This window comes from Rhabdaerophilum calidifontis (assembly GCF_008641065.1).
Lineage (GTDB): Bacteria > Pseudomonadota > Alphaproteobacteria > Rhizobiales > Beijerinckiaceae > Rhabdaerophilum > Rhabdaerophilum calidifontis.
Genome location: NZ_VTRS01000001.1, coordinates 759,971 through 779,453, shown reverse-complemented (window position 1 = coordinate 779,453; position 19,483 = coordinate 759,971). Strand labels below are relative to the sequence as shown.

General features: G+C 68.1%; 18 protein-coding genes and 1 tRNA gene. 8 read left to right on the top strand and 11 right to left on the bottom strand.

Annotated features, from left to right (window positions below):
* Window positions 1-26 precede the first annotated feature (26 nt).
* Entirely contained in the window at window positions 27-3,170 is a 3,144-nt protein-coding gene (locus FWJ24_RS03790; RefSeq protein ID WP_150286420.1) for an efflux RND transporter permease subunit, read from the bottom strand.
* 14 nt (window positions 3,171-3,184) lie between these two features.
* A complete protein-coding gene (locus tag FWJ24_RS03785) occupies window positions 3,185-4,402 on the bottom strand; it encodes an efflux RND transporter periplasmic adaptor subunit (RefSeq protein WP_150286419.1) in 1,218 nt (405 codons plus the stop codon).
* Between the two features lie 189 nt (window positions 4,403-4,591).
* Between FWJ24_RS03785 and FWJ24_RS03780 the strand changes: the two genes are divergently transcribed.
* Both FWJ24_RS03780 and FWJ24_RS03775 read left to right on the top strand, forming a co-directional pair.
* Entirely contained in the window at window positions 4,592-6,004 is a 1,413-nt protein-coding gene (locus FWJ24_RS03780) for a protein adenylyltransferase SelO family protein (RefSeq protein WP_150286418.1), read from the top strand.
* 81 nt (window positions 6,005-6,085) lie between these two features.
* Window positions 6,086-6,538: an OsmC family protein gene (locus FWJ24_RS03775; RefSeq protein ID WP_150286417.1), complete on the top strand. Its 453-nt coding sequence runs from the start codon at window positions 6,086-6,088 to the stop codon at window positions 6,536-6,538.
* 3 nt (window positions 6,539-6,541) lie between these two features.
* On the opposite strand, the gene FWJ24_RS03770 is transcribed toward FWJ24_RS03775, so the two are convergent.
* Window positions 6,542-6,617, bottom strand: a tRNA-Ile gene (locus FWJ24_RS03770).
* 229 nt (window positions 6,618-6,846) lie between these two features.
* On the opposite strand from FWJ24_RS03770, the gene FWJ24_RS14900 reads away from it, so the two are divergent.
* Together FWJ24_RS14900 and FWJ24_RS03760 are read left to right on the top strand one after the other, a co-directional pair.
* Window positions 6,847-7,347 carry a septal ring lytic transglycosylase RlpA family protein gene (locus FWJ24_RS14900; protein ID WP_150286416.1) on the top strand — a complete coding sequence of 167 codons (501 nt, stop codon included), beginning with the start codon at window positions 6,847-6,849 and terminating at the stop codon, window positions 7,345-7,347.
* Between the two features lie 74 nt (window positions 7,348-7,421).
* Window positions 7,422-8,033 carry a TIGR02466 family protein gene (locus FWJ24_RS03760; protein ID WP_150286415.1) on the top strand — a complete coding sequence of 204 codons (612 nt, stop codon included), beginning with the start codon at window positions 7,422-7,424 and terminating at the stop codon, window positions 8,031-8,033.
* Window positions 8,034-8,083: 50 nt separating this feature from the next.
* On the opposite strand, the gene FWJ24_RS03755 is transcribed toward FWJ24_RS03760, so the two are convergent.
* Window positions 8,084-8,479: an acyl-CoA thioesterase gene (locus FWJ24_RS03755; RefSeq protein ID WP_150286414.1), complete on the bottom strand. Its 396-nt coding sequence runs from the start codon at window positions 8,477-8,479 to the stop codon at window positions 8,084-8,086.
* A 66-nt stretch (window positions 8,480-8,545) separates the two neighbouring features.
* Window positions 8,546-8,932 (bottom strand): hypothetical protein, encoded by a 387-nt coding sequence (locus FWJ24_RS03750; protein ID WP_150286413.1) that lies wholly within the window; start codon window positions 8,930-8,932, stop codon window positions 8,546-8,548.
* A gap of 218 nt (window positions 8,933-9,150) precedes the next feature.
* Here FWJ24_RS03750 and FWJ24_RS03745 point away from each other — a divergent pair, with 218 nt between their 5' ends.
* Together FWJ24_RS03745 and FWJ24_RS03740 are read left to right on the top strand one after the other, a co-directional pair.
* Entirely contained in the window at window positions 9,151-9,792 is a 642-nt protein-coding gene (locus tag FWJ24_RS03745; RefSeq protein WP_150286412.1) for a TetR/AcrR family transcriptional regulator, read from the top strand.
* 125 nt (window positions 9,793-9,917) lie between these two features.
* On the top strand, window positions 9,918-10,391 hold the full coding sequence (locus FWJ24_RS03740) for a DUF2852 domain-containing protein (protein ID WP_206110773.1): 474 nt from the start codon (window positions 9,918-9,920) through the stop codon (window positions 10,389-10,391).
* Between the two features lie 60 nt (window positions 10,392-10,451).
* Here the strand turns inward: FWJ24_RS03740 and FWJ24_RS03735 are convergent, their stop codons facing one another.
* The 6 genes from FWJ24_RS03735 to FWJ24_RS03710 all read right to left on the bottom strand — a co-directional run bounded on the left by FWJ24_RS03735 (window position 10,452) and on the right by FWJ24_RS03710 (window position 17,701).
* Window positions 10,452-11,063 (bottom strand): LysE family translocator, encoded by a 612-nt coding sequence (locus FWJ24_RS03735; protein WP_150286411.1) that lies wholly within the window; start codon window positions 11,061-11,063, stop codon window positions 10,452-10,454.
* 144 nt (window positions 11,064-11,207) lie between these two features.
* The gene (locus tag FWJ24_RS03730; protein WP_150286410.1) at window positions 11,208-12,353 is read right to left on the bottom strand and encodes a glycerophosphodiester phosphodiesterase; all 1,146 of its coding nucleotides are present in this window, start codon (window positions 12,351-12,353) and stop codon (window positions 11,208-11,210) included.
* Window positions 12,350-13,006: a GNAT family N-acetyltransferase gene (locus tag FWJ24_RS03725; protein ID WP_150286409.1), complete on the bottom strand. Its 657-nt coding sequence runs from the start codon at window positions 13,004-13,006 to the stop codon at window positions 12,350-12,352. Before FWJ24_RS03725 ends, FWJ24_RS03730 begins: the two co-directional genes overlap by 4 nt.
* Window positions 13,007-13,022: 16 nt before the next feature.
* Window positions 13,023-15,026, bottom strand: a complete 2,004-nt coding sequence (gene rpoD, locus FWJ24_RS03720) for an RNA polymerase sigma factor RpoD (RefSeq protein WP_150286408.1) — start codon at window positions 15,024-15,026, stop codon at window positions 13,023-13,025.
* A gap of 190 nt (window positions 15,027-15,216) precedes the next feature.
* Window positions 15,217-17,094, bottom strand: coding sequence for a DNA primase (dnaG, locus tag FWJ24_RS03715; RefSeq protein WP_150286407.1), 1,878 nt, complete (start codon window positions 17,092-17,094; stop codon window positions 15,217-15,219).
* Window positions 17,095-17,248: 154 nt separating this feature from the next.
* Complete coding sequence (locus FWJ24_RS03710; protein WP_150286406.1) at window positions 17,249-17,701, bottom strand: GatB/YqeY domain-containing protein; 453 nt, start codon at window positions 17,699-17,701, stop codon at window positions 17,249-17,251.
* A 155-nt stretch (window positions 17,702-17,856) separates the two neighbouring features.
* On the opposite strand from FWJ24_RS03710, the gene carA reads away from it, so the two are divergent.
* Both carA and FWJ24_RS03700 read left to right on the top strand, forming a co-directional pair.
* Complete coding sequence (gene carA / locus FWJ24_RS03705; RefSeq protein ID WP_150286405.1) at window positions 17,857-19,068, top strand: glutamine-hydrolyzing carbamoyl-phosphate synthase small subunit; 1,212 nt, start codon at window positions 17,857-17,859, stop codon at window positions 19,066-19,068.
* 56 nt (window positions 19,069-19,124) lie between these two features.
* Window positions 19,125-19,451: a c-type cytochrome gene (locus FWJ24_RS03700; protein ID WP_150286404.1), complete on the top strand. Its 327-nt coding sequence runs from the start codon at window positions 19,125-19,127 to the stop codon at window positions 19,449-19,451.
* Window positions 19,452-19,483: the final 32 nt, after the last annotated feature.

The window sequence follows — 19,483 nt, the reverse complement described above, 5'->3', positions numbered from 1 at the left end:
AATGGTAAACGAATCGTCAGGCTGGCTCATTCGGCCGGATGCGCGCGGGCGCCCCCCTCCTCCGGCTTCGCGTCGCGGCGGGCGAAGCGCTCCTGAAGCTCGGCGATGCGCTCGGCGATCGTCGAGCGCGGCGCCGAGAACCGCCCGACGAGCAGGAACACGGCCGGAACGAGGAACAGCGTCATCAGCGTCGAGAGCCCCGATCCGCCGATGATCACCCAGCCGATCGTCGAGCGCGCCTCGGCGCCGGCGCCGGTCGAGACGGCGAGCGGAACCGCGCCGCAGATCGTGGCGATCGAAGTCATCAGGATTGGCCGGAGCCGCATCTCCGAGGCTTCGAGCACCGCGTCATAAACCGAGAGCCCGCGCTCCCGCAGCTGATTGGTGAACTCGACGATGAGGATGCCGTTCTTGGTCATGATGCCGATCAGCAGGATCATACCGATCTGGCTGTAGACATTGAGCGTCTGCCCCGTCGCCACCAGGATCGCGAGCGCGCCGGTCAGTGCCAGCGGCACGGTGACCATGATGACCGCCGGCGCGATCCAGCTCTCGAACTGCGCGGCGAGCACCAGGAACACCACCAGCAGCGCGAAGCCGAAGGTCATGGCGAGCGAGGAGCTTGCGCGCCGGTATTCCTTGGACTGGCCGCCATAGCTGATCCGCGCCTCCGCCGGCAGGTTCTCCCTGGCGATCCGGTCGAGCGTGTCGAGCCCCTGCCCGAGCGTCACACCCGGCGCGAGCGAGCCCTGAATGGTGATGGAGCGCAGCCGGTCGTTGCGGTTGAGCCGCTGGGGCCCCGCGATCTCTGCGAGGGTCACGAGATTGGAGAGCGGCACAAGCTGGCCCGAACTGGTCTTGACGAAGACGTTCTTGAGATCGTCCGGCCGCATCCGGTCCTGCTGGCGGGCCTGCATGATGACGAGATATTCGATACCGCGATCGACGAAGGTGGAGACCTCGCGCTCGCCGAACATCAATTCGAGGCTGCGCCCGATATCGTCGATGGCGATGCCGAGATCGGCGGCGCGGGCGCGGTCGATCCGGACGCGGAGATCGGGCTGGCGCTCGTTGTAATCGCTGTCGAGATTGCGGAAGATCCCGGCCGCATTCGCCTTCTCCAGGACGATGTCCCGCCAGGCGGCAAGGGTCGGGAAATCCGGGCCGCCGATGATGAACTGGAGCGGCTGCTGGAAGCCGCGCTGCCCGAGCGAGGGCGGATTGATCGGGAAGACGCGCGCGCCCGGCACCGCCTGCACCCGCGCCAGCAATTGCTGCTGCAAGTGCTGCTGCTTGATGCTGCGCGCCTCCCACGGCGCAAGCCGGGCGATGATCAGCCCGGAATTGACCGGCGCCGGCCGTTGCAGCCCCGGCGCGACGATGGTCAGCATCGTGGAGATCACGCCCTGATCGGCATAGGGCTTGAGCATCGCCTCGACCTCCTTCACCCGCTCGCGGGTGTAGGAGAGCGAGGCGCTTTCCGGCGCCGTGATCGGAATGATGATCGTGCCCCGATCCTCGACCGGTGCGAATTCCTTCGGCACGATCGCGAAGAGCTGCACCGCCGCGGCCGAGATCACCACACCGACGGCGATGACGATGAGCGGCGCCGCAAGCGCGCCGCGGAGCATGCTTCGATAGCCCCGGTTCATGGCGGCGAAGGCCGGCTCGGTAACGCGATGCACCCAGCCGTGATGCTGGGTCAGCAGCTTCGAGCACAGCATCGGCGTCAGCGTCCGGGCGACGACGCCGGAGAAGAAGATCGCCGTCGCGAGCGTGATGCCGAATTCGCGGAAGAGCTGCCCGGTCTGCCCGCTCATGAAGGCGATGGGCACGAACACGCTCATCAGCGTGATCGTGGTCGCGATGACGGCGAAGCCGATCTCGCGGGCGCCGATGAAGGAAGCGAGCAGCGGCGGCTCGCCCTCCTCGATGCGGCGATGCACGTTCTCGACCTCGACGATCGCATCGTCGACGACGATGCCGATCGCCAGCACCACCGCGAGCAGCGTCAGCACGTTGATCGAGAAGCCGAACATCCACAGCACGGCAAAGGTCGGGATGATCGAGACCGGAATTGCGGTGGTGGCGACGAGCGTCGAGCGCCAGTCGCGCAGGAACACGAGAATGACGAGCACGACGAGCGCGATGCCCTCGGCCAAGGTCGTCAGCACGCCGTTGATCGAGGCGCGGATGAAATTCGCCTCGTTGTAGAGCACCTGCGCCGTGGTCCCTTCCGGGAAGGCCGGACGGAGCAATTCAAGCTCCGCCGCCACCGCCTCGGCCACCGAGAGCGTGTTGGCGGTGGATTGCCGGATGATGCCGAGCCCGATCGCGGTCTTGCCCCCGGCGAAGAACTCGAAGCGCTCGTCCTCGGCGCCGACCTCGACCCGCGCCACCTCGCCGAGCCGGACCTGATAGCCGTTGCGGCTCGCGATCACGATCCGCGCGAATTCCTCCGCCGAACCGAGCTTCGAATCGGTCTTGATCGTCAGCTCGCGCTGGTTCGATGTCAGCCGCCCGCCCGGGAGATCGACATTCTGCCGCCTGATCGCCTGCTCGACCTCCAGCACCGTGACGCCGCGCGCCGCGAGTGCGGTGCGGTCGATCTGGATGCGCATGGCGAAGCGGCGCTCGCCGCCGATATTGACGCTCGCAACCCCGGGCACCGTCGCCAGCCGGTCGACCACCACGCGACGCAGGAAATCCGTCAATTCGAGCGCGTCGAGATTGTTCGAGGTGACGCCGATCCACATGATCGCCTGGGCGTTGGAATCGATGCGCTGGATGACCGGCGCGTCGGCTCCGTCCGGTAGCCGCGCCAGCACCCGGCCGACGCGGTCGCGCACATCGGCCGCCGCCGCATCGGGATCGCGCCCGACATCGAACTCCACCGAAATCGAGGAACGGTCGTTCTGCGAGAAGGACGAGATGTTGGTGATGCCCTCGATCCCGGCGACGGCGCGCTCGATCACCTCGGTGACGCGGCTTTCGATCACCTCGTTCGAGGCGCCCTTGTAAGCGGTCGAGATCGAGACGACCGGAGGGTCCACGGCCGGATATTCGCGCACCGGCAGCGCGGAAAGCCCCGCGAGCCCCGCCACGCAGAGCAGCAGGCTGATGACGCTCGCAAAGACGGGGCGCTGGATGGTGAGGTCCGAAACCTGCATGGCTGCCTCCCGCCTTACGCCTTGCGATCCGGCCCGGGCGGCGGCACGCTCCCCGCCGCCGGCGCCGAACCGGGCGGCCCGAAGGCCGGCCGGGTCTGCACCGGAACGCCCTGGCGCACGCGCTGCACGCCGCGAACGACGATCACGTCGCCGGCGGCGAGGCCGTCGAGAATCTCGACCTTGCCGTCCTGCCGCTGGCCGATCGTCACGACACGGCGCTCGACCCGGCCGTCGCGGACCCGGAACGCGATCTGCCGCGGCCCCTCGGCGACGATCGCCTCCTCCGGCGCAAGCACGGCGTTCTCGCGCGTTGCGACGCGCAGCCGCACGGTCATGAACATGCCGGGCTTGAGCGCCTGGTCCGGATTGGGGATCACCGCCGTCACCCGCGCCGCGCGCGTCACGGTATCGATGCGGGTATCGATCACCGAAACCGTGCCGGAGAAGGCACGGCCGGGGAAGGCGACCGATTCCGCCGCGACCGGACTGCCGACCGCGATCCGGGCGATCAGGGTCTCCGGCACCGCGAAATCGAGCCGCATGCGGGAGATGTCGTCGAGCGTGGTGATGGTGACCTTGCTATCCACCGCCGCACCGAGCGAAACCTGCCGCAGGCCGACGCGCCCCTCGAAGGGCGCGCGCAGGATGAGATCGTCGAGCCGCGCGGCGGCAGAACGCTCCCGCGCCTCGGCAGCGACGACATCGGTCTCCGCCGTCTTGACCTGCGCCGTCAGGTCGGCGACCTGCGCTTCCGTTCCCGCCCCGGTCTGGCGCAGGGCGAGCGCGCGCTGGAGCTTCTGCATCGTCTCCTCGCGCTTGGCGCGGGCGGTGGCGATCGCGGCGCGCGCGGCTTCGAGATCGGCGCGACGCTCGGCGACATCGAGGCGGACGAGTTCATCGCCCGCCTTGACCGATTGGCCTTCCTCGAAGCTGATCCGATCGACAATGCCGGAAACCTTGGCGGTCAGCGCCACCGATTCATAGGCGCGGATCGTGCCGACGGCCTCGGTCGTCTCGACGATGGCGCCGGTCGCGAGCGTGGCAACCTCGACGAGCACCGGCCCGCCGCCGCCCGGCTGGCCCTGCCTCGACCCGGTCGACGGCTTTGCAGCCAGAAATCCGAACCCCGGCACCTGCGCCAGAACCGGCGCGACGCGGGTCCATTGAGACCAGCCGAGCGCCGCCGCGCCGCCGACAAGGGCGAGCACGGCGATCTGAGAACCAAGCCGCATAAAGCTCTCCTGACATGGCGCGGGCCTCGCCCCCCGGCGACCCCGCGCGCATTGCCATTCCTGGCGTTCCCGTCCGCATTTTCATCTAGAGCGGACGGGCGGCAAAGGAAACCAAAATCCGGTGCTTTTGTCCGATGGATCAGACATGCGCGCCTCACCCGGCCGCAGCCATGCGCTATATGGTCAGGCATGACAGAGAATGCCGCCTTTCGCCCTGAAACGATCCACGCTGCGCTCGGCCCGGATTTCTACGATATCGTCGCCCCGGCGCCTTTCCCGGCCGCGATTCTGCGCTTCCGCAACACACGCTGGGCGGCGCGCTGCGGGCTCGGCGCGCTCGATGAAGCGCGCTGGATCGCGCATTTCGCGCGCTTCGAGCCCTTGCCCGGCAGCTTCGCGGCGCCGCTGGCGCTGCGCTATCACGGCCATCAGTTCCGCGCCTACAATCCCGAACTCGGCGACGGGCGCGGCTTCCTGTTCGCACAGCTCCGCGACGATCGCGGCCGGCTGCTCGATCTCGGCACCAAGGGGTCCGGCCAGACGCCCTATTCCCGCCGCGGCGATGGCCGGCTCACGCTCAAGGGCGGCGTGCGCGAGGTGCTCGCCACCGCGATGCTGGAGGCGCTCGGCGTCGAGACCTCGAAGAGCATGTCGCTGATCGAGACCGGAGAGGCGCTGCTGCGGAACGACGAGCCCTCGCCTACGCGCGCCGCGGTGCTGGTGCGGCTCTCGCATTCGCATCTGCGGATCGGCACCTTCCAGCGCCTGCTGGCGCAGAACGATTCCGAGGGCATGGCGCGGCTCCTCGCGCATGCGGTGACGCATTACCTGCCGGAAGCCCGCCGCGGCACGATGGCCGAGGAGGCCGCGGCCTTTCTGGAGGCAGTCGCCGCGCGCGTGGCGCGGATGACGGCGCAATGGTTCGCCGCCGGATTCGTCCATGGCGTGCTCAACACCGACAACATCAACATCACCGGCGAGAGCTTCGATTACGGCCCCTTTCGCTTCCTGCCGCATTACGAGCCCGGCTTCACCGCCGCCTATTTCGACGAAACCGGGCTCTATGCCTTCGGCCGCCAGGCGGAAGCGATGGCCTGGAACCTCGCGCGGCTCGCGGAATGCCTGCTGCTCCTCGCTCCGATCGCGGCGCTGGAACCGGCGCTCGCGCGGTTCCCGGACCTGTTCCGGGCCGCTCTGCGCACGGCGCTGTGCCGGCGGCTCGCGCTCGCCCCGGCTGGCGATACAGCGGATGAGGCGCTGATCCGGGCGCTGTTCGCCTTCCTACATGCGACGAAGGCACCGTTCGAGGGGGTGATGTTCGATCTCTATGGCGGCGCCACCCGCCTGCCCAAGGCGCTGGCCGGGCCGCGCGCCGCCTTCTATGCGCATGCCGGCTTCGCCGCGTTGCGTGCCGCGCTCGAAAACCATGCCGCCTTGCCGGCGGAGGCCCCCTATTTCGAGCGCGACGCGCCGATCACCCTGCTCTACGACGAGATCGAGGCGCTCTGGGCGCCGATCGCCGCGCAGGACGATTGGAGCGCCTTCTCGGAGAGGCTCTCCGCCATCGAGACATTGCGTCAGGCCTATCGCCTTGCGGATTGACGCGTTTTTCGCGGCGTTCGCGGCTTCCCTTCCGCCATGCCGCCGGGCTAGCCTCGCCCGGCGAAATGGAGGGAGACCGGCATGAAGGCACGGGCGAAGCTCATCGAGGGCATGACCTTTCTCGGCGAGGCCGGCAGCGGCCATGGCCTCGTGATGGACGGGGCGCCCGAATATGGCGGCCGCAATCTCGGCTTCAGGCCGATGGAGCTGCTGCTCGTCGGCCTCGCCGGCTGCACCGCCTTCGATGTCGTGCTCATCCTGCGCAAGGGCCGCGAGGTGGTGGCGGATTGCGTGGTCGAGGTTTCGGCCGAACGCGCCGCCGAGGACCCGAAGGTGTTCACGCGGATCCATCTCAGCTACCGCGTCGCCGGCCACGGCCTCACCGAGGCCAAGGTGAAGCGCGCGATCGAGCTTTCGAAGGAGAAATACTGCTCGGCCTCGATCATGCTCGGTGCGACCGCGGCGCTGACGCATGAATTTACGATCGAACCCGCCTCTGACGGCGCCGGATCGGCCCCGGCCGGAAAACCGTGAAGCTGGTGGGCCCGGCAGGACTCGAACCTGCAACCAGACCGTTATGAGCGGCCGGCTCTAACCATTGAGCTACAGGCCCGGCGCGGCGGCGCACCGCCGCGCGGAATGCGCGTTTGTCGCGTGAAGCGCCGGCGCGCGCAAGAGCCCGGCGCGAGATCGCCTCCCGGAAGACCGGACGCGCCCCATATAAGGCCGGACGCGCCCCATTGAAGTCGAGATCCCGCCCCATTCGACCGGCAAACGCGCCCCCCCGCCGGCGGCCCAGCGAATCAGCGCCCCGGCCAAACGCGAAAGAGGGGGTTTCAGCAATGAAACGAATCGCGCTTGCGGCCCTGGCCGCCCTTTCCGCCGGCGCTGCCCGCGCCGAGACCATCGGCCATGCCAGCTATTACGGCCGCGAACTCGCCGGCCGCAAGACCGCCTCCGGCGAACGCTTCGATCCCGGCGCGATGACCGCGGCGCATCGCAGCCTGCCCTTCGGAACCCGGCTCCGGCTGACCCATCTCCGGACCGGCCGGACCACGATCGTGCGCGTCAACGACCGTGGCCCCTTCGTGCGCGGTCGCGTGCTCGATGTCTCGCATGGCGCGGCGCGCGCCCTCGGCTTCGCCGGGCAGGGCACGGCGCTGCTGCGCATCGAGCCGCTCGGCCGCGGCTTCACGGCCCGCGCCGAGGATCCCGCCCCCGCCCCGCGCGCAGAGACGGGCCTGGCGGAGGCGGCTGAGCACGCGCCCGGACCGGGCTCCGGCGCCGACAACAACCCCCGCCGGCTCGATGCCGCGCGGCTGATGGCGCCTTCGGCGAAATAGCCGAGAGCGGGCCGCAACACCGGGCCGAGAAGCCGGGCGATGACGCCCCGGCATCGCCATGCTATCGGGCGGGGATGAGCGAGATCCTGTCCCTCTTCCCCACCCGCCTCTACCGTGCCGAACTCGACGCCCCGGCCCTGATCGCCGAGCTGGAGGATGCTGCCCGCGCCCTGGCGCTCGACGATGAAGCCGGCCGCAAATGGTGCCGCAAGAACGGCTATCCCGGCTATACCTCCTATGCCTCGCTTGATGATCTCCCCTGGCGCTTTCCCGCCTTCAAGACGCTGGCGAAGAGCCTTGACCGGCATGTCGCGGCCTTCGCGAAGCACCTCGAATTCGATCTCGGCGGCGGCAAACTGGCGCTCGACGCGCTCTGGGTGAACATCCTGCCGGAGGGCGGCTTCCATGCGGCGCATATCCACCCGCTGAGCGTGATCTCGGGCACCGTCTACGTCGCCTTGCCCGCAGGCGCGGCGGCGCTGCGCCTCGAGGACCCGCGCCACGCGATGATGATGGCCGCCCCGCCGCGCAAGGCGAAGGCCGCGCTCGAGAACCGCGCCTTCGTCTCCGTCGATCCCCGACCCGGCACATTGCTGCTCTGGGAAAGCTGGCTGCGCCACGATGTGCCGGTCAACCGCGCCGCCGAGGAGCGGATCTCGGTCAGCTTCAACTACAACTGGGTCTGAAGCCGCAGGCCGGGCGTGGGGCGGCGGCCGGCACGCGCGCCCCCGGCGGTCTAGCCGCCGTCTTGCGGCACCGGGCGCGGCCGGCCCGCATCATCCACCGCGACGAAGGTGAAATCGGCATCCGTCACCAGTTCCATCGCCGTGGTCATGAAGCGCTGCGCCCAGGCCTCGATATGGATCTTCATGGAGGAGCGGCCGATGGCGCCGATCTCGGTATAGACACAGAGCACGTCGCCCACCTTCATCGGCTTCAGGAAGGTCATGGAATCGACCTTCACCGTCACCACCCGGCCGCGCGTGCGCTCGACCCCGGCAATGCCGCCGGCCTGGTCCATCCGCGCCATCACCCAGCCGCCGAAAATATCGCCATTGGCGTTGGTATCGGCCGGCATCGCGATCATGCGCAGCGTCAGCGTGCCACGCGGCGTCTTCGATGTCTCCTGCATGCCACCCCCCGATCCTCCCGATGGCCGAGGCTTGGACGAGCGCAGCCCCGGGGTCAAGCGGCCGGATCAGGCCGGCGGGCGGCGGACGATCCCGTCCTTGATAAAGACCCGGAACGGCGTGATGCCGGAGGCGGATCCATCCTTCGCGCGCCAGCGGCCGTTGATGCAGAGCACGCCGCCGCCAGTGATCGGCACCGCGTCGAACTCCACCTCGTTGCGAAGCGGCTCGGAGCCGGGAGCCGGCAGGCGCACGGTGAAATCGGTCCGGCACAGCACCCCGTCCACCACCGGGTGATAATCATCGATCATGACCCCGCCGCCGCCGGTCGATTCAAACGGGTTGGTCAGCACCGGCCATTGCGTGTAATCCTCGGCGGGGCGCGCGACCGCGGCGAGGAGCGCCGTCCCCATCGCGAAGGCTGCGGGCGCCGTGACAAACCAGAATCGTCCCATGTGAACCTCCCTGGCCCAGCGCGCGGGATGCCGTGATGCGCGATCTGCAAGCCTCTACGACGCAGAACCACGGCCGGGCTGCGGCGGATGTGCGACCTCACACCTTCGTGATGATGCGGTGGCGATCCGGACCGCGCGGCAGCGCGCGCCATTGCGCCGGGGCGCCGAATTGCCGATAAGCAAGGCTTGATCCGGGCACCGCCCTCAAGCGAACATCCATGAACTGGGACCAGACCAACCCCAAGTCGCGGCGCGGCTATCACCACGGCAATCTGCGCGAGGCGCTGATCGAGGCGGCGATGCGGCTGATCGGCGAGAAGGGCGCTGCCGGCTTCACCATCGCCGAAGCCGCGCGCGCCGCCGGCGTCTCTCCCGCCGCGCCCTACCGCCATTTCCGCGACCGCGACGAATTGATGGCCGACATCGCCCGGCGCGGCTTCGAGAGCTTCGCCGCCGCGCTGCGCGCTGCCTGGGATCGCGGCCGCCCGACCCCGCGTGAGGCACTGATGCGCCTCGGCGCCGCCTATCTCGCCTTCGCGCGCACGGAACCGGCAACCTATGTCGCCATGTTCGAATCCGGCCTCGCCATGAGTCGCCATCCCGGCCTGCACGCCGCCGCGGAAGACGCGTTCTCGGCGCTGCGCGAGGCCTGCGAGACGATCATCGCCGATATCCCGCCCCCGCGCCGCCCGCCGGCGCTGATGATGGCGCTGCATGTCTGGTCGTTGAGCCACGGCATCGCAAGCCTGTTCGCGCGCGGCGACGTGGCCCGGCGCCCGCTGCCGATGGCACCCGAGGAATTGCTGGAGGCGGGCGTTCTGGTCTATCTCGACGGCCTTGGCGTGCCGGAGCGGCGCTGAGCCCGAACCTTACCGCGATTTCATGCGGACGCCCTTGACGGAAGCCCGACGCGATGGCACATATGTAAATGTGATTTACATTCACATATCGGACGGCAGTGCCGCCCGCACGAAGGAGACGGTCCATGGTGGCCATCGTGGCGAAACTCGACGATTGGGGAAAGCCGGCCTGGATCGCCGCGATGATCCTCGGCTTCATCGTCTTCTGGCCGATCGGCCTGGCAATTCTCTTCTACATGATCTGGAGCGGACGCATGGGATGCGGTTATTCGGGTGCCTGGGGCGAGAGCCGGGCGGAACGCTGGGAACGCAAGATGCAGCGGATGCAGGAAAAGATGGCGCGCTGGCAGCAATTCCGCGAGCGCGCCTTCGGCAGCGGCGCGGGCTTTGCCTCCTCCGGCAACCGCGCATTCGACGAATATCGCACGGAGACGATCCGCCGGCTCGAGGATGAGGCGAAGGAATTCCGCGATTTCCTCGACCGGCTGCGCCATGCCCGCGACAAGGCCGAGTTCGATCAGTTCATGACCGATCGCCGCAACCGGCCGGCCTCCCCCGAGGAGCCGCGCGGCGACGACGAGTCCCCGCGCAACGGCTGACCCCTGCGGCTGGCGCGCGAGCGGCCGGGCGCCCCGCCCGGTCGCCTCCCCTCGGGCGGATTACCGCTCCGTGACCGCGAGCTTCGCGCCGAGCGCCACGAAGGCCGCAGCGAAGCTCCGCCGCAGCCACGCCATCACCGCCGGGCGGGTGACGACGTAATCGCGCATCGCCGCCGCGAACAGCCCGTAAAGCGCGAAGACCGCGAAGGTCACGCCCATGAAGGCGGCGCCGAGCGTCAGCATGTCGAGAAGCGGGTGAGCGGCCTTCTTGTCCATGAATTGCGGCAGGAAGGCCACGAAGAAGATCGAGAGCTTGGGGTTGAAGAGGTTGAGCGCCACCCCGTCCACCATCACCCGAAGCACGCTGCGCGGCCGCGCATCGGCGTCGATCCGCATCGCGCCCTGCTGGCGGATGGTCTGCCACGCCATGAAGAGCAGATAGGCGACGCCGGCATATTTCACGAGATCGAACAGCAGCGCGCTCGCATGCAGCAGCGCCGCAAGGCCCATCATCGCCGCGAGGAGATGGGGAATGATGCCGAGCGTTGAGGCGAAGGCCGCGATGACGCTCGGCCGGGCGCCGCGCCCGAGCCCGGTGGCGATCGTGTAGACCGCGCCGGTGTCGGGCGAGGCGACGACGATGAAAGTGGTGATCCAGAATTCCAAAGACATGGCCGGGATCCGAAACGGTGACGATTACGTCAGCATTCCAGCCCCCGGCCCTTTTGTCGAGCAGCCGGGCCGGGTGATGCGATTGAACGCGGCCGCCCGCCCCGGATTCCTTTTCGTCGCCCGCCCTGCGATCGACAAAAGGCTCTAGCGCGCCTTCACCGCATGGTCCGGATGGTCGGAGAACAGCCCGTCGACGCCGAGCGCGAAGAAGGTCTTGTATTCCGCCGCCGGATCGCCCTTGAAATTCGAGGCGAGGCGGCGCGGCTCGGAGCGGAAGGTCCAGGTATGGACGAAGAGCCCGGCGGCATGAGCGTTCTTCACGACATCGGTCGCCGGGTTGAGCACGCGGTCCTGCTCGTCGATCTTGCCGTCGCCGTTGAGATCCTTCGGCTTGCCGTCGGCGCCGATCTCCTGGCGGCCGGCGAGGATATAGACCTTCCACGGCCCGACACCATCGGCATAGGTCCGGATTTCCTTGAGCCCTTCCGGCGTGACGAGATCGGCGAAGGTCCGCTTGTCGCCCGTGACCACGAAATCATAGGGCCGGTCATAGGGCGCGGCGAGCACGACCTTGCCGTCCTTGTCCACATCATCGGCATCGACGAGCTGGACGAGGCGGACATTGGTCTTGCCGCGCAGGTATTTGAGGTTGGCGGTCTCGAAGCTCTGGATGATGACCGGCGCATTCTTCTCGGTCCAGCCGGCGGCCTTGAGCTGCTCGACGAGCCGATCCTCGAGCGGCAGACCAAGCGCCGCGTGCAGCGTCGGGTGCTTGGTCTCGGGATAGACGCCGATCGTGCGGCCGGTGCGCGCGCTCTCGGCCTTGGCGAGATCGATCACCTCCTGGAAGGTCGGGATCTGGAACTTGCCGTTATGCGCCTGGTCGCGCTCCTTGAGCGGCTGAACGGCGCGCAGCGTCTTGATCTCGGCGAGGGTGAAATCGAAGGCGAAGAAATCCTCGGTCTCGACGCCGTCGACCTTCACCTTGCGCTTGCGATTGGCGAATTCCGGCTTCGTGGCGACATCGGTCGTGCCGCCGAGCATGGGCTCGTGACGGGCGATCAGCACGCCGTCCTTGGTCGCGACGAGATCCGGCTCGATGAAATCCACGCCCAGTTCGATCGCCTTGCGATAGCCTTCGAGCGTATGATCCGGCAGATAGCCCGGCGCGCCGCGATGGCCGATGATGATCGGCGGCTTGCCGTCGAGCGTCTTCATCTGCGCGAGGCCGGGCGTCGCGGCGAGCGCCGCGAGCGCCACCGAGGCCAGGAGAGATTGACCGGATATCATGTTCTTCCTCCAGATCGGCGCGGCGAAACCCGCCGCGCGGGCCGGGCGGTTCTGGCGCCGTGATGTGACGGCAGGATGAAGGCCGGCAGGGGCGCGATCCGGATGGCCGGATGCGCCGCCTCAGGAGGCGGCAAGGTCACGCTCGCGGTAGAGGAGCGCGGCCCGGCTCCCCACAAGCCGCCAGAGCAGGGGCCGACGCATCCGGACCACGCGCAGCCCGTAGGCCTCATAGAGCCCTTGCGCCGCCGCCTCGTTCGGGTCCGTCGAGGTGTAGAGGCGCAGGAAGCGCCGCCCGCTCGCCCGCGCCTCGGCAGCGCGAGATCCATCAGCCGCCGCCCGAGGCCACAGCCGCGCCGCTCTGGCGCGACACAGAACCAGCCGAGCCAGTTCGCCTCGTGCCGGTCTGCCACCTGGGCGTAGAGCCCGACCATGCCGACGACCCGCTCCTCCGCCACCGCCAGCCAGAACCGCCCGTAGCGGGTGCCGTCCAGCCTGAGCAGCCATTCCCAGCGCGTCTGGAAGACGCGCAGGCTCAGGCGTTCCGTCGGGTCCTGCGCGGGGAAGACGCGGTCGACAAGCTCGATCGCCGCGCGACGGCGGGCTTCCGAGAACGGCTCGATGACGATCGCCCCGGCCGAACCCTGCCCGGACATGCCCCTTCCGCCGCGATCAATTGTCCAGGAAGCTGCGGAGCTTCCGCGAACGGCTCGGATGCTTCAGCTTGCGCAGCGCCTTGGCCTCGATCTGGCGGATGCGCTCGCGGGTGACCGAGAATTGCTGCCCCACCTCTTCGAGCGTGTGATCGGTGTTCATGCCGATGCCGAAGCGCATGCGCAAGACGCGCTCCTCGCGCGGGGTGAGCGAGGCGAGCACGCGCGTCGTGGTCTCGCGCAGGTTCGACTGGATCGCCGCGTCGATGGGCAGGATCGCGTTCTTGTCCTCGATGAAATCGCCGAGATGGCTGTCCTCCTCGTCGCCGATCGGCGTTTCGAGGCTGATCGGCTCCTTGGCGATTTTCAGAACCTTGCGCACCTTCTCGAGCGGCATGGCGAGCTTCTCGGCCAGTTCCTCCGGCGTCGGCTCGCGGCCGATCTCGTGCAGCATCTGGCGCGAGGTGCGGACGATCTTGTTGATCGTCTCGATCATGTGCACGGGAATGCGGATGGTGCGCGCCTGATCGGCGATCGATCGCGTGATCGCCTGCCGGATCCACCAGGTTGCATAGGTCGAGAACTTGTAGCCGCGGCGATACTCGAATTTGTCGACCGCCTTCATCAGACCGATATTGCCCTCCTGGATGAGATCCAGGAATTGCAGGCCGCGATTGGTGTATTTCTTGGCGATGGAAATGACGAGGCGGAGATTCGCCTCCACCATCTCCTTCTTCGCCTGCCGCGCCTCGCGCTCGCCCTTCTGCACGGTGAGCACGATCTTGCGGAACTCGCCGATCTCGAGCCCGGTCTCGGAGGCCAGCGCCTGGATCTCGCCGCGGATGTCGCGGATGCGCTCGAGCTCGTGGGCGACGAACTCCTTCCAGCCCTTGGTCGCGAATTTCGAGATCCGGTTGGTCCATTTCGGATCGAGTTCCGCGCCCTGATAGTTCTTCAGGAAATCCACGCGGTCGACGCCATAGCTCTCCGCGAGCCGCAGAAGCCGGCTTTCCAGCCCGATCAGCCGCTTGTTGATGTCGTAGAGTTGCTCGACCAGCGCGTCGATGCGGTTCTGGTTGAGCGAGAGCGACTTCACATCGACGATGATCTCGTCCTTGAGCTTCTTGTATTTGCGCTCCTGGGCCGGCGAGAGCTTGGTCGATTGCAGCTTGTTCTCGATATCCTGGTCCTGGAGGCGGCGGAGCTTCTTGTAATTGTCCGCCACACGGCCGAAGGTTTCGAGCACCTTCGGCTTCAGCTCGGCCTCCATCGCCGAGAGCGAGACGCCGCCATCGAATTCGTCATCGAACGCATCCGCTTCCGCGGCGCTTTCGCCATCGCCTTCCTCGCCCTCGGCGCGGGCCTTCGGCGCGTCGCCGAAATCCTCCGGCGCACCCTCACCCTTCGGCGCCCCCTTGCCGTCCGGGCCGGCATAGGTCGCTTCGAGATCGATGACCTCGCGCAGGAGCGTCTTGCCTTCCTCCAGTTCGTCGCGCCAGATGATGATCGCCTGGAAGGTCAGCGGGCTTTCGCAAAGCCCGGCGATCATCGCTTCGCGGCCGGCCTCGATGCGCTTGGCAATGGCGATCTCGCCCTCGCGCGAGAGGAGTTCGACCGAGCCCATCTCGCGCAGATACATGCGCACCGGGTCATCCGTACGGTCGAGCGGCTCGGAGGCGCGTTCCGACTTGACGATCGCCTTGGCGGTCGGCTGCACTTCGTCGGATTCATCGGCATCATCATCCGCGGCCTCGACCGCAGCCTCGCCCTCCTCGGCTTCCTCGTTCTCGACGACATTCACGCCCATCTCGTTGAACATCGCGTAGATGTCCTCGATCTGGTCGGAATTGACCTCCTCCTGCGGCATGACGGCGTTGATCTCGTCGATCGTCACGTAGCCGCGCTTCTTGGCAAGCTTGATCAACCGCTTGACGGCGGCGTCGGAAACATCGATCAGCGGGGCATCGGGGGCTTCGCCACCCTGGTTCGTGGCTTCGTCTTTTTTGATCGGTTTCGTTGCCATTCCGTCCGGTCCTGCTGCCACGCTGGCTTCGGCATGCCGCTCGCGAACACGCGAAACGCGCGAAAGCGCCCTGTAGCGCGCGCCGCTTAATGTTCCATTATCCAAGGTGCGTGGGCATGCAACCCTCGCACCGCATCAAACTCGCCGTTCCGGCCCCCTCCGGGAAACGCCGCACCGCACCCCGGCCCGATCATTCGAGCATGGCCTCCCGGCGCTGCACGAGCGCCTTGAGGCGCTCGAACCTCTCCTCGCCCCCGTTCGCGGCAAAATCAAGAGAAACGGAATCGATCTCGCTATTTAGGAACGATTGCCGCGCCTGCAAGTGGGCTGCCTCGCGCCAGGCGGAAATCGCATGGGCAAAGGCGATATCGGGCCGTGTCCAGGTTTCGGCGCCGGCCGCCGTCTCGATCAGCGCCAGTTCGGGATCGAGCCCGCCGGCCGCCAGCGCCGACCGCAGCGAGGCGGGCCCTTCGGTCGAATACGGGCTCGCCTCCCCGGCATGCCCGGCCGCCCAATCGAGCAGCGCCGCGCGCAGCCGCCGCGCCGCAGCGCTCTCCAGCAGCAATTCTGCGAGCGTTTCCGCTTCGATCTCGACAATGCCGGGATGATGCACGGCGCCGAGGATGAGAGCGGCCTCGCGCCGCGCAACCGGCCCGCCCGCCGCGAAAAGCGGGTTGCGCCGCAACCGCTCGCTGGCCGCGAGCGGCACCGGTTCCGGGCCGCCGCGGAACCCGCCTGCGCGGGCAGGCCCACCCCGCCAATCCCCCTCGCCGCGCCGCGCCCGTCCGACGACGGGCGCGGGCCGGAACCGCGCGGCGAGCTTCTCGCGCATCGCCTGACGGTAATGGCGCTTGAGATCCTCGTCGCCGATCTGCGCCACCGCGCCATAAAGCCGCTTCTCGCACTCGGCCCGCTGTTCCGGGGTCTCGAGCGGCCCGCGCTCGATCTCGCGCTCGAACAGCACGTCGGCCAACGGGCGCGGCGCCGCGAGCGCTGCGCGCAGCGCCTCCGGCCCCTGGGCGCGCAGCAGGTCGTCCGGATCCTGCCCGCCGGGCAGGAAAGCGAAGCGCAGCGTGCGCCCCGGCCCGACTTGCGGCAGCGCGACATCGATCGCGCGATAGGCCGCGCGCAGCCCGGCCTTGTCGCCGTCGAAACACAAAACCGGCTCCGGCGCCATCCGCCAGACGAGCGCGAGCTGCGCCTCGGTCAGCGCCGTGCCGAGCGGCGCGACGACATGGGGAAGGCCGGCGCGATCGAGCGCGATGGCATCGACATAGCCCTCGACGACGAACAGCGTCCCCGCCGCATGCGCGGCCTTGCGGGCGCGGTCGAGATTGTAGAGCGTCGCGCCCTTGTGGAAGACTGGCGTCTCGGGCGAGTTGAGATATTTCGCCTGCGCGTCCTTCTGGAGCGCCCGGCCGCCGAACGCGATGGCCCGCCCCTTGATGTCGCGGATCGGGAACATCACCCGATCGCGGAACCGGTCATAGGCGACGGGATTGTCGTCGAGCCGGATCAGCAATCCCGCCTCGACCATCACCTCGACCGAAACGCCCTTTTCCGCGAGATGATCGCGCAGGCCATGCCTTTCCGGCGGCGCATAGCCGAGGCCGAAGCGCTCGGCCACCTCGCCCGCAAGCCCGCGCGCCGCGAGATAATCGCGCGCCTCGCGGCCTCTGGGCCCACGAAGCTCCACCCGGAAATACGCCTCCGCCAGCGCCAGCGCGTCCATCAGCCCGAGGCGGCGCTTCTCGTGCATCTCGGTCTCGGCGCTTGCGCGTGGCAACGCGACCCCGGCCTCGCCGGCGAGGCGCTCCACCGCCTCGCCGAAGGACAGCCCCTCGGTCTCCATGACGAAGGTGAAGATGTCGCCGTTGCGCCCAGACGAGAAATCGAACCAGGCCTGCTTCTGGTCGTTGACGAAGAAGGACGGCGTGCGCTCGGCGTTGAAGGGCGACAGCCCCTTCCATTCCCGCCCCGCCTTCCTGAGCTGCACGCGCCGCCCCACGACCACCGAGGCCGGCAGCCGCGCCTTGATCTCCTCGAGGATGGAAGGCGGGTAGCGCATGGAACCGAGCTTTACGACCTTCCGGAACAGCGCAAGCAGCCCCCCCGAAATCCCCGTTATCCACAGGGCTGCGGCGATTGCATGTGCGCCAGCGCACCAACGCAAAGCTGCATCAACGCGCTGATATTGAAGGCGGATCCGAAATTCGGCAGCCTCAGCCGGACAGGGCCGCCTTCACCAAACCGCTTGCCTTGCCGAAATCCATCTGCCCGGCGAATCGCTCGCGCAGCAGGGCGATGACCTTGCCCATATCCTTCATGCCCTGGGCGCCGGTCTCGGCGATCGCGGCGGCGATCGCGACTTTCGTCTCCGCCTCGTCGAGCTGCCGCGGCAGGAAGGAGGTTATGACGGCGATCTCGCTCTCCTCGTTCTCGGCGAGTTCTGGCCTGCCATTCTCGCGATAGATCGCGGCGGATTCCTGGCGCTGCTTGATCATCTTCTGGAGCAGGGCGAGGATCTCCTCGTCGCTCGCTTGCGCCCTGCCGGCACCGCGCGCCTCGATATCCTTGTCCTTGATCGCGGCCTGGATCAGCCTCACCGCACCGAGCCGGGCCTTGTCCCCGCTCTTCATCGCATCCTTGAGGGCGGTGGTGAACTGCTCGCGCATCGTTTCTCCTCGCATTTCCGGCGGAAATGCCCCATGCATTCCGGCGCGGGAATTGACCTCCCGCGCGCCCTTCACTAACGAACGGCAACATTTCGGCGCCCTTCCGGCCCTTCCGCGTCGCGGAAGGCCTGGCGCCCGACCATCGAGCAAGTGCCATGACGAGCCCGGACCTGCAATCCGAAAATCGCGAAGCCGCGCCCGCCCCCTGGACCGAATGGCGCCCCACGGCGCTGCTGGTGCTGGCGGATGGCACGATCATCGAGGGCACCGGAATCGGCGCCGAAGGCACCGGGCGGGGCGAACTCTGCTTCAACACCGCGATGACCGGCTATCAGGAGATCCTGACCGACCCGTCCTATCTGGGGCAGATCGTCACCTTCACCTTCCCCCATATCGGCAATGTCGGCGTGAACGAGGAGGATGTCGAGACGGTGAACATGGCGCGTCGGGCCGCGACCGGGCTCGTGCTCGCCACCGACATCACCGAGCCCTCGAATTACCGCGCGACGCGGCATTTCGACGAATGGCTGAGGACGCGCGGCATCGTCGGCATCGCCGGCATCGACACGCGGGCGCTGACGGCGCTGATCCGCGATCACGGCATGCCGAACGCCATCGTCGCGCATGATCCAGAGGGGCTGTTCGACCGCGCGGCCCTCAGGGCCGAGGCGAAGGCCCTGCCGGCAATGGCCGGGCTCGATCTCGTGCCCCATGTCACCGGCGCGCAGCGCTATGAATGGTCCGAGACGAGCTGGGCCTGGCCGCGCGGCTACGGCACCCAGCAGGCGCCGGAATTCCATGTCGTGGCGCTCGATTACGGCGTGAAGCGCAACATCCTGCGCCTGCTTGCCGATCGCGGCTGCAAGGTGACGGTGCTGCCGCCGGATGCGCCCGCCGAGGACGTGCTGAAGCTGAATCCGGACGGCGTCTTCCTCGCCAACGGCCCCGGCGACCCGGCCGCGACCGGCACCTATGCGGTGCCGACGATCCGCGCCATTCTCGATGCCCGCATTCCCACCTTCGGGATCTGCCTCGGCCACCAGATGCTGGCGCTGGCGCTCGGCGCCCGGACGATCAAGATGCCGCAGGGGCATCACGGCGCGAACCACCCCGTGAAGGAGCACGCCACCGGCAAGGTCGAGATCGTGTCGATGAATCACGGCTTCGCGGTCGATGCCGCGACGCTGCCGGACATCGCCGAGGAGACGCATGTCTCGCTGTTCGACGGCTCGAATTGCGGCATCCGCCTGAAGGACCGCCCGGCCTTCTCGGTGCAGCAGCACCCGGAAGCCTCGCCCGGCCCGCAGGACAGCCATTACCTCTTCGACCGCTTCGTCGCGATGATGCGTGAGAGGAAGCGGGGCTAGATCAAGGCCCGCCCGCCCGGCTGGTGCCATGATGCGCCGGTATTCCGGAGGCGCGCATGTGGGGTCGCATTCTCCTGCTCGGGCTGATCGGGGCCGGGCTCATCCTTCTCTCGCTCAAGGCCTTCGCGGCCGGTGACGCGCGACGCGGCGGGGAGATCGCCGCCGATCAATGCGGGCGCTGCCACGCCATCGGCCGCACCGGCACGAGCCCGCTTGCCGCGGCACCGCCGCTCCGGGTGATCGCGCGCCGCTGGCCGCCCGAGCAATTGCAGGAAGCCTTCGCGGAAGGGGTCGTTACGGGCCATACCGCCATGCCCGAATTCCGGTTCGAGCCCGGCGAGATCGACGATCTCATCGCCTATCTCCGGCGCCTGCGGCGCTAGCCCTCCCCTTTCGCGCCGAATTGCCGTAAAGC

Excerpts from the sequence above, each read along its gene's own strand:
- FWJ24_RS03790 (WP_150286420.1), bottom strand. The coding sequence starts at position 3,170 with ATGCAGGTTTCGGACCTCACCATCCAGCGCCCCGTCTTTGCGAGCGTC.
- FWJ24_RS03785 (WP_150286419.1), bottom strand. The coding sequence starts at position 4,402 with ATGCGGCTTGGTTCTCAGATCGCCGTGCTCGCCCTTGTCGGCGGCGCG.
- FWJ24_RS03780 (WP_150286418.1), top strand. The coding sequence starts at position 4,592 with ATGACAGAGAATGCCGCCTTTCGCCCTGAAACGATCCACGCTGCGCTC.
- FWJ24_RS03775 (WP_150286417.1), top strand. The coding sequence starts at position 6,086 with ATGAAGGCACGGGCGAAGCTCATCGAGGGCATGACCTTTCTCGGCGAG.
- FWJ24_RS14900 (WP_150286416.1), top strand. The coding sequence starts at position 6,847 with ATGAAACGAATCGCGCTTGCGGCCCTGGCCGCCCTTTCCGCCGGCGCT.
- FWJ24_RS03760 (WP_150286415.1), top strand. The coding sequence starts at position 7,422 with ATGAGCGAGATCCTGTCCCTCTTCCCCACCCGCCTCTACCGTGCCGAA.
- FWJ24_RS03755 (WP_150286414.1), bottom strand. The coding sequence starts at position 8,479 with ATGCAGGAGACATCGAAGACGCCGCGTGGCACGCTGACGCTGCGCATG.
- FWJ24_RS03750 (WP_150286413.1), bottom strand. The coding sequence starts at position 8,932 with ATGGGACGATTCTGGTTTGTCACGGCGCCCGCAGCCTTCGCGATGGGG.
- FWJ24_RS03745 (WP_150286412.1), top strand. The coding sequence starts at position 9,151 with ATGAACTGGGACCAGACCAACCCCAAGTCGCGGCGCGGCTATCACCAC.
- FWJ24_RS03740 (WP_206110773.1), top strand. The coding sequence starts at position 9,918 with ATGGTGGCCATCGTGGCGAAACTCGACGATTGGGGAAAGCCGGCCTGG.
- FWJ24_RS03735 (WP_150286411.1), bottom strand. The coding sequence starts at position 11,063 with ATGTCTTTGGAATTCTGGATCACCACTTTCATCGTCGTCGCCTCGCCC.
- FWJ24_RS03730 (WP_150286410.1), bottom strand. The coding sequence starts at position 12,353 with ATGATATCCGGTCAATCTCTCCTGGCCTCGGTGGCGCTCGCGGCGCTC.
- FWJ24_RS03725 (WP_150286409.1), bottom strand. The coding sequence starts at position 13,006 with ATGTCCGGGCAGGGTTCGGCCGGGGCGATCGTCATCGAGCCGTTCTCG.
- rpoD (WP_150286408.1), bottom strand. The coding sequence starts at position 15,026 with ATGGCAACGAAACCGATCAAAAAAGACGAAGCCACGAACCAGGGTGGC.
- dnaG (WP_150286407.1), bottom strand. The coding sequence starts at position 17,094 with ATGCGCTACCCGCCTTCCATCCTCGAGGAGATCAAGGCGCGGCTGCCG.
- FWJ24_RS03710 (WP_150286406.1), bottom strand. The coding sequence starts at position 17,701 with ATGCGCGAGCAGTTCACCACCGCCCTCAAGGATGCGATGAAGAGCGGG.
- carA (WP_150286405.1), top strand. The coding sequence starts at position 17,857 with ATGACGAGCCCGGACCTGCAATCCGAAAATCGCGAAGCCGCGCCCGCC.
- FWJ24_RS03700 (WP_150286404.1), top strand. The coding sequence starts at position 19,125 with ATGTGGGGTCGCATTCTCCTGCTCGGGCTGATCGGGGCCGGGCTCATC.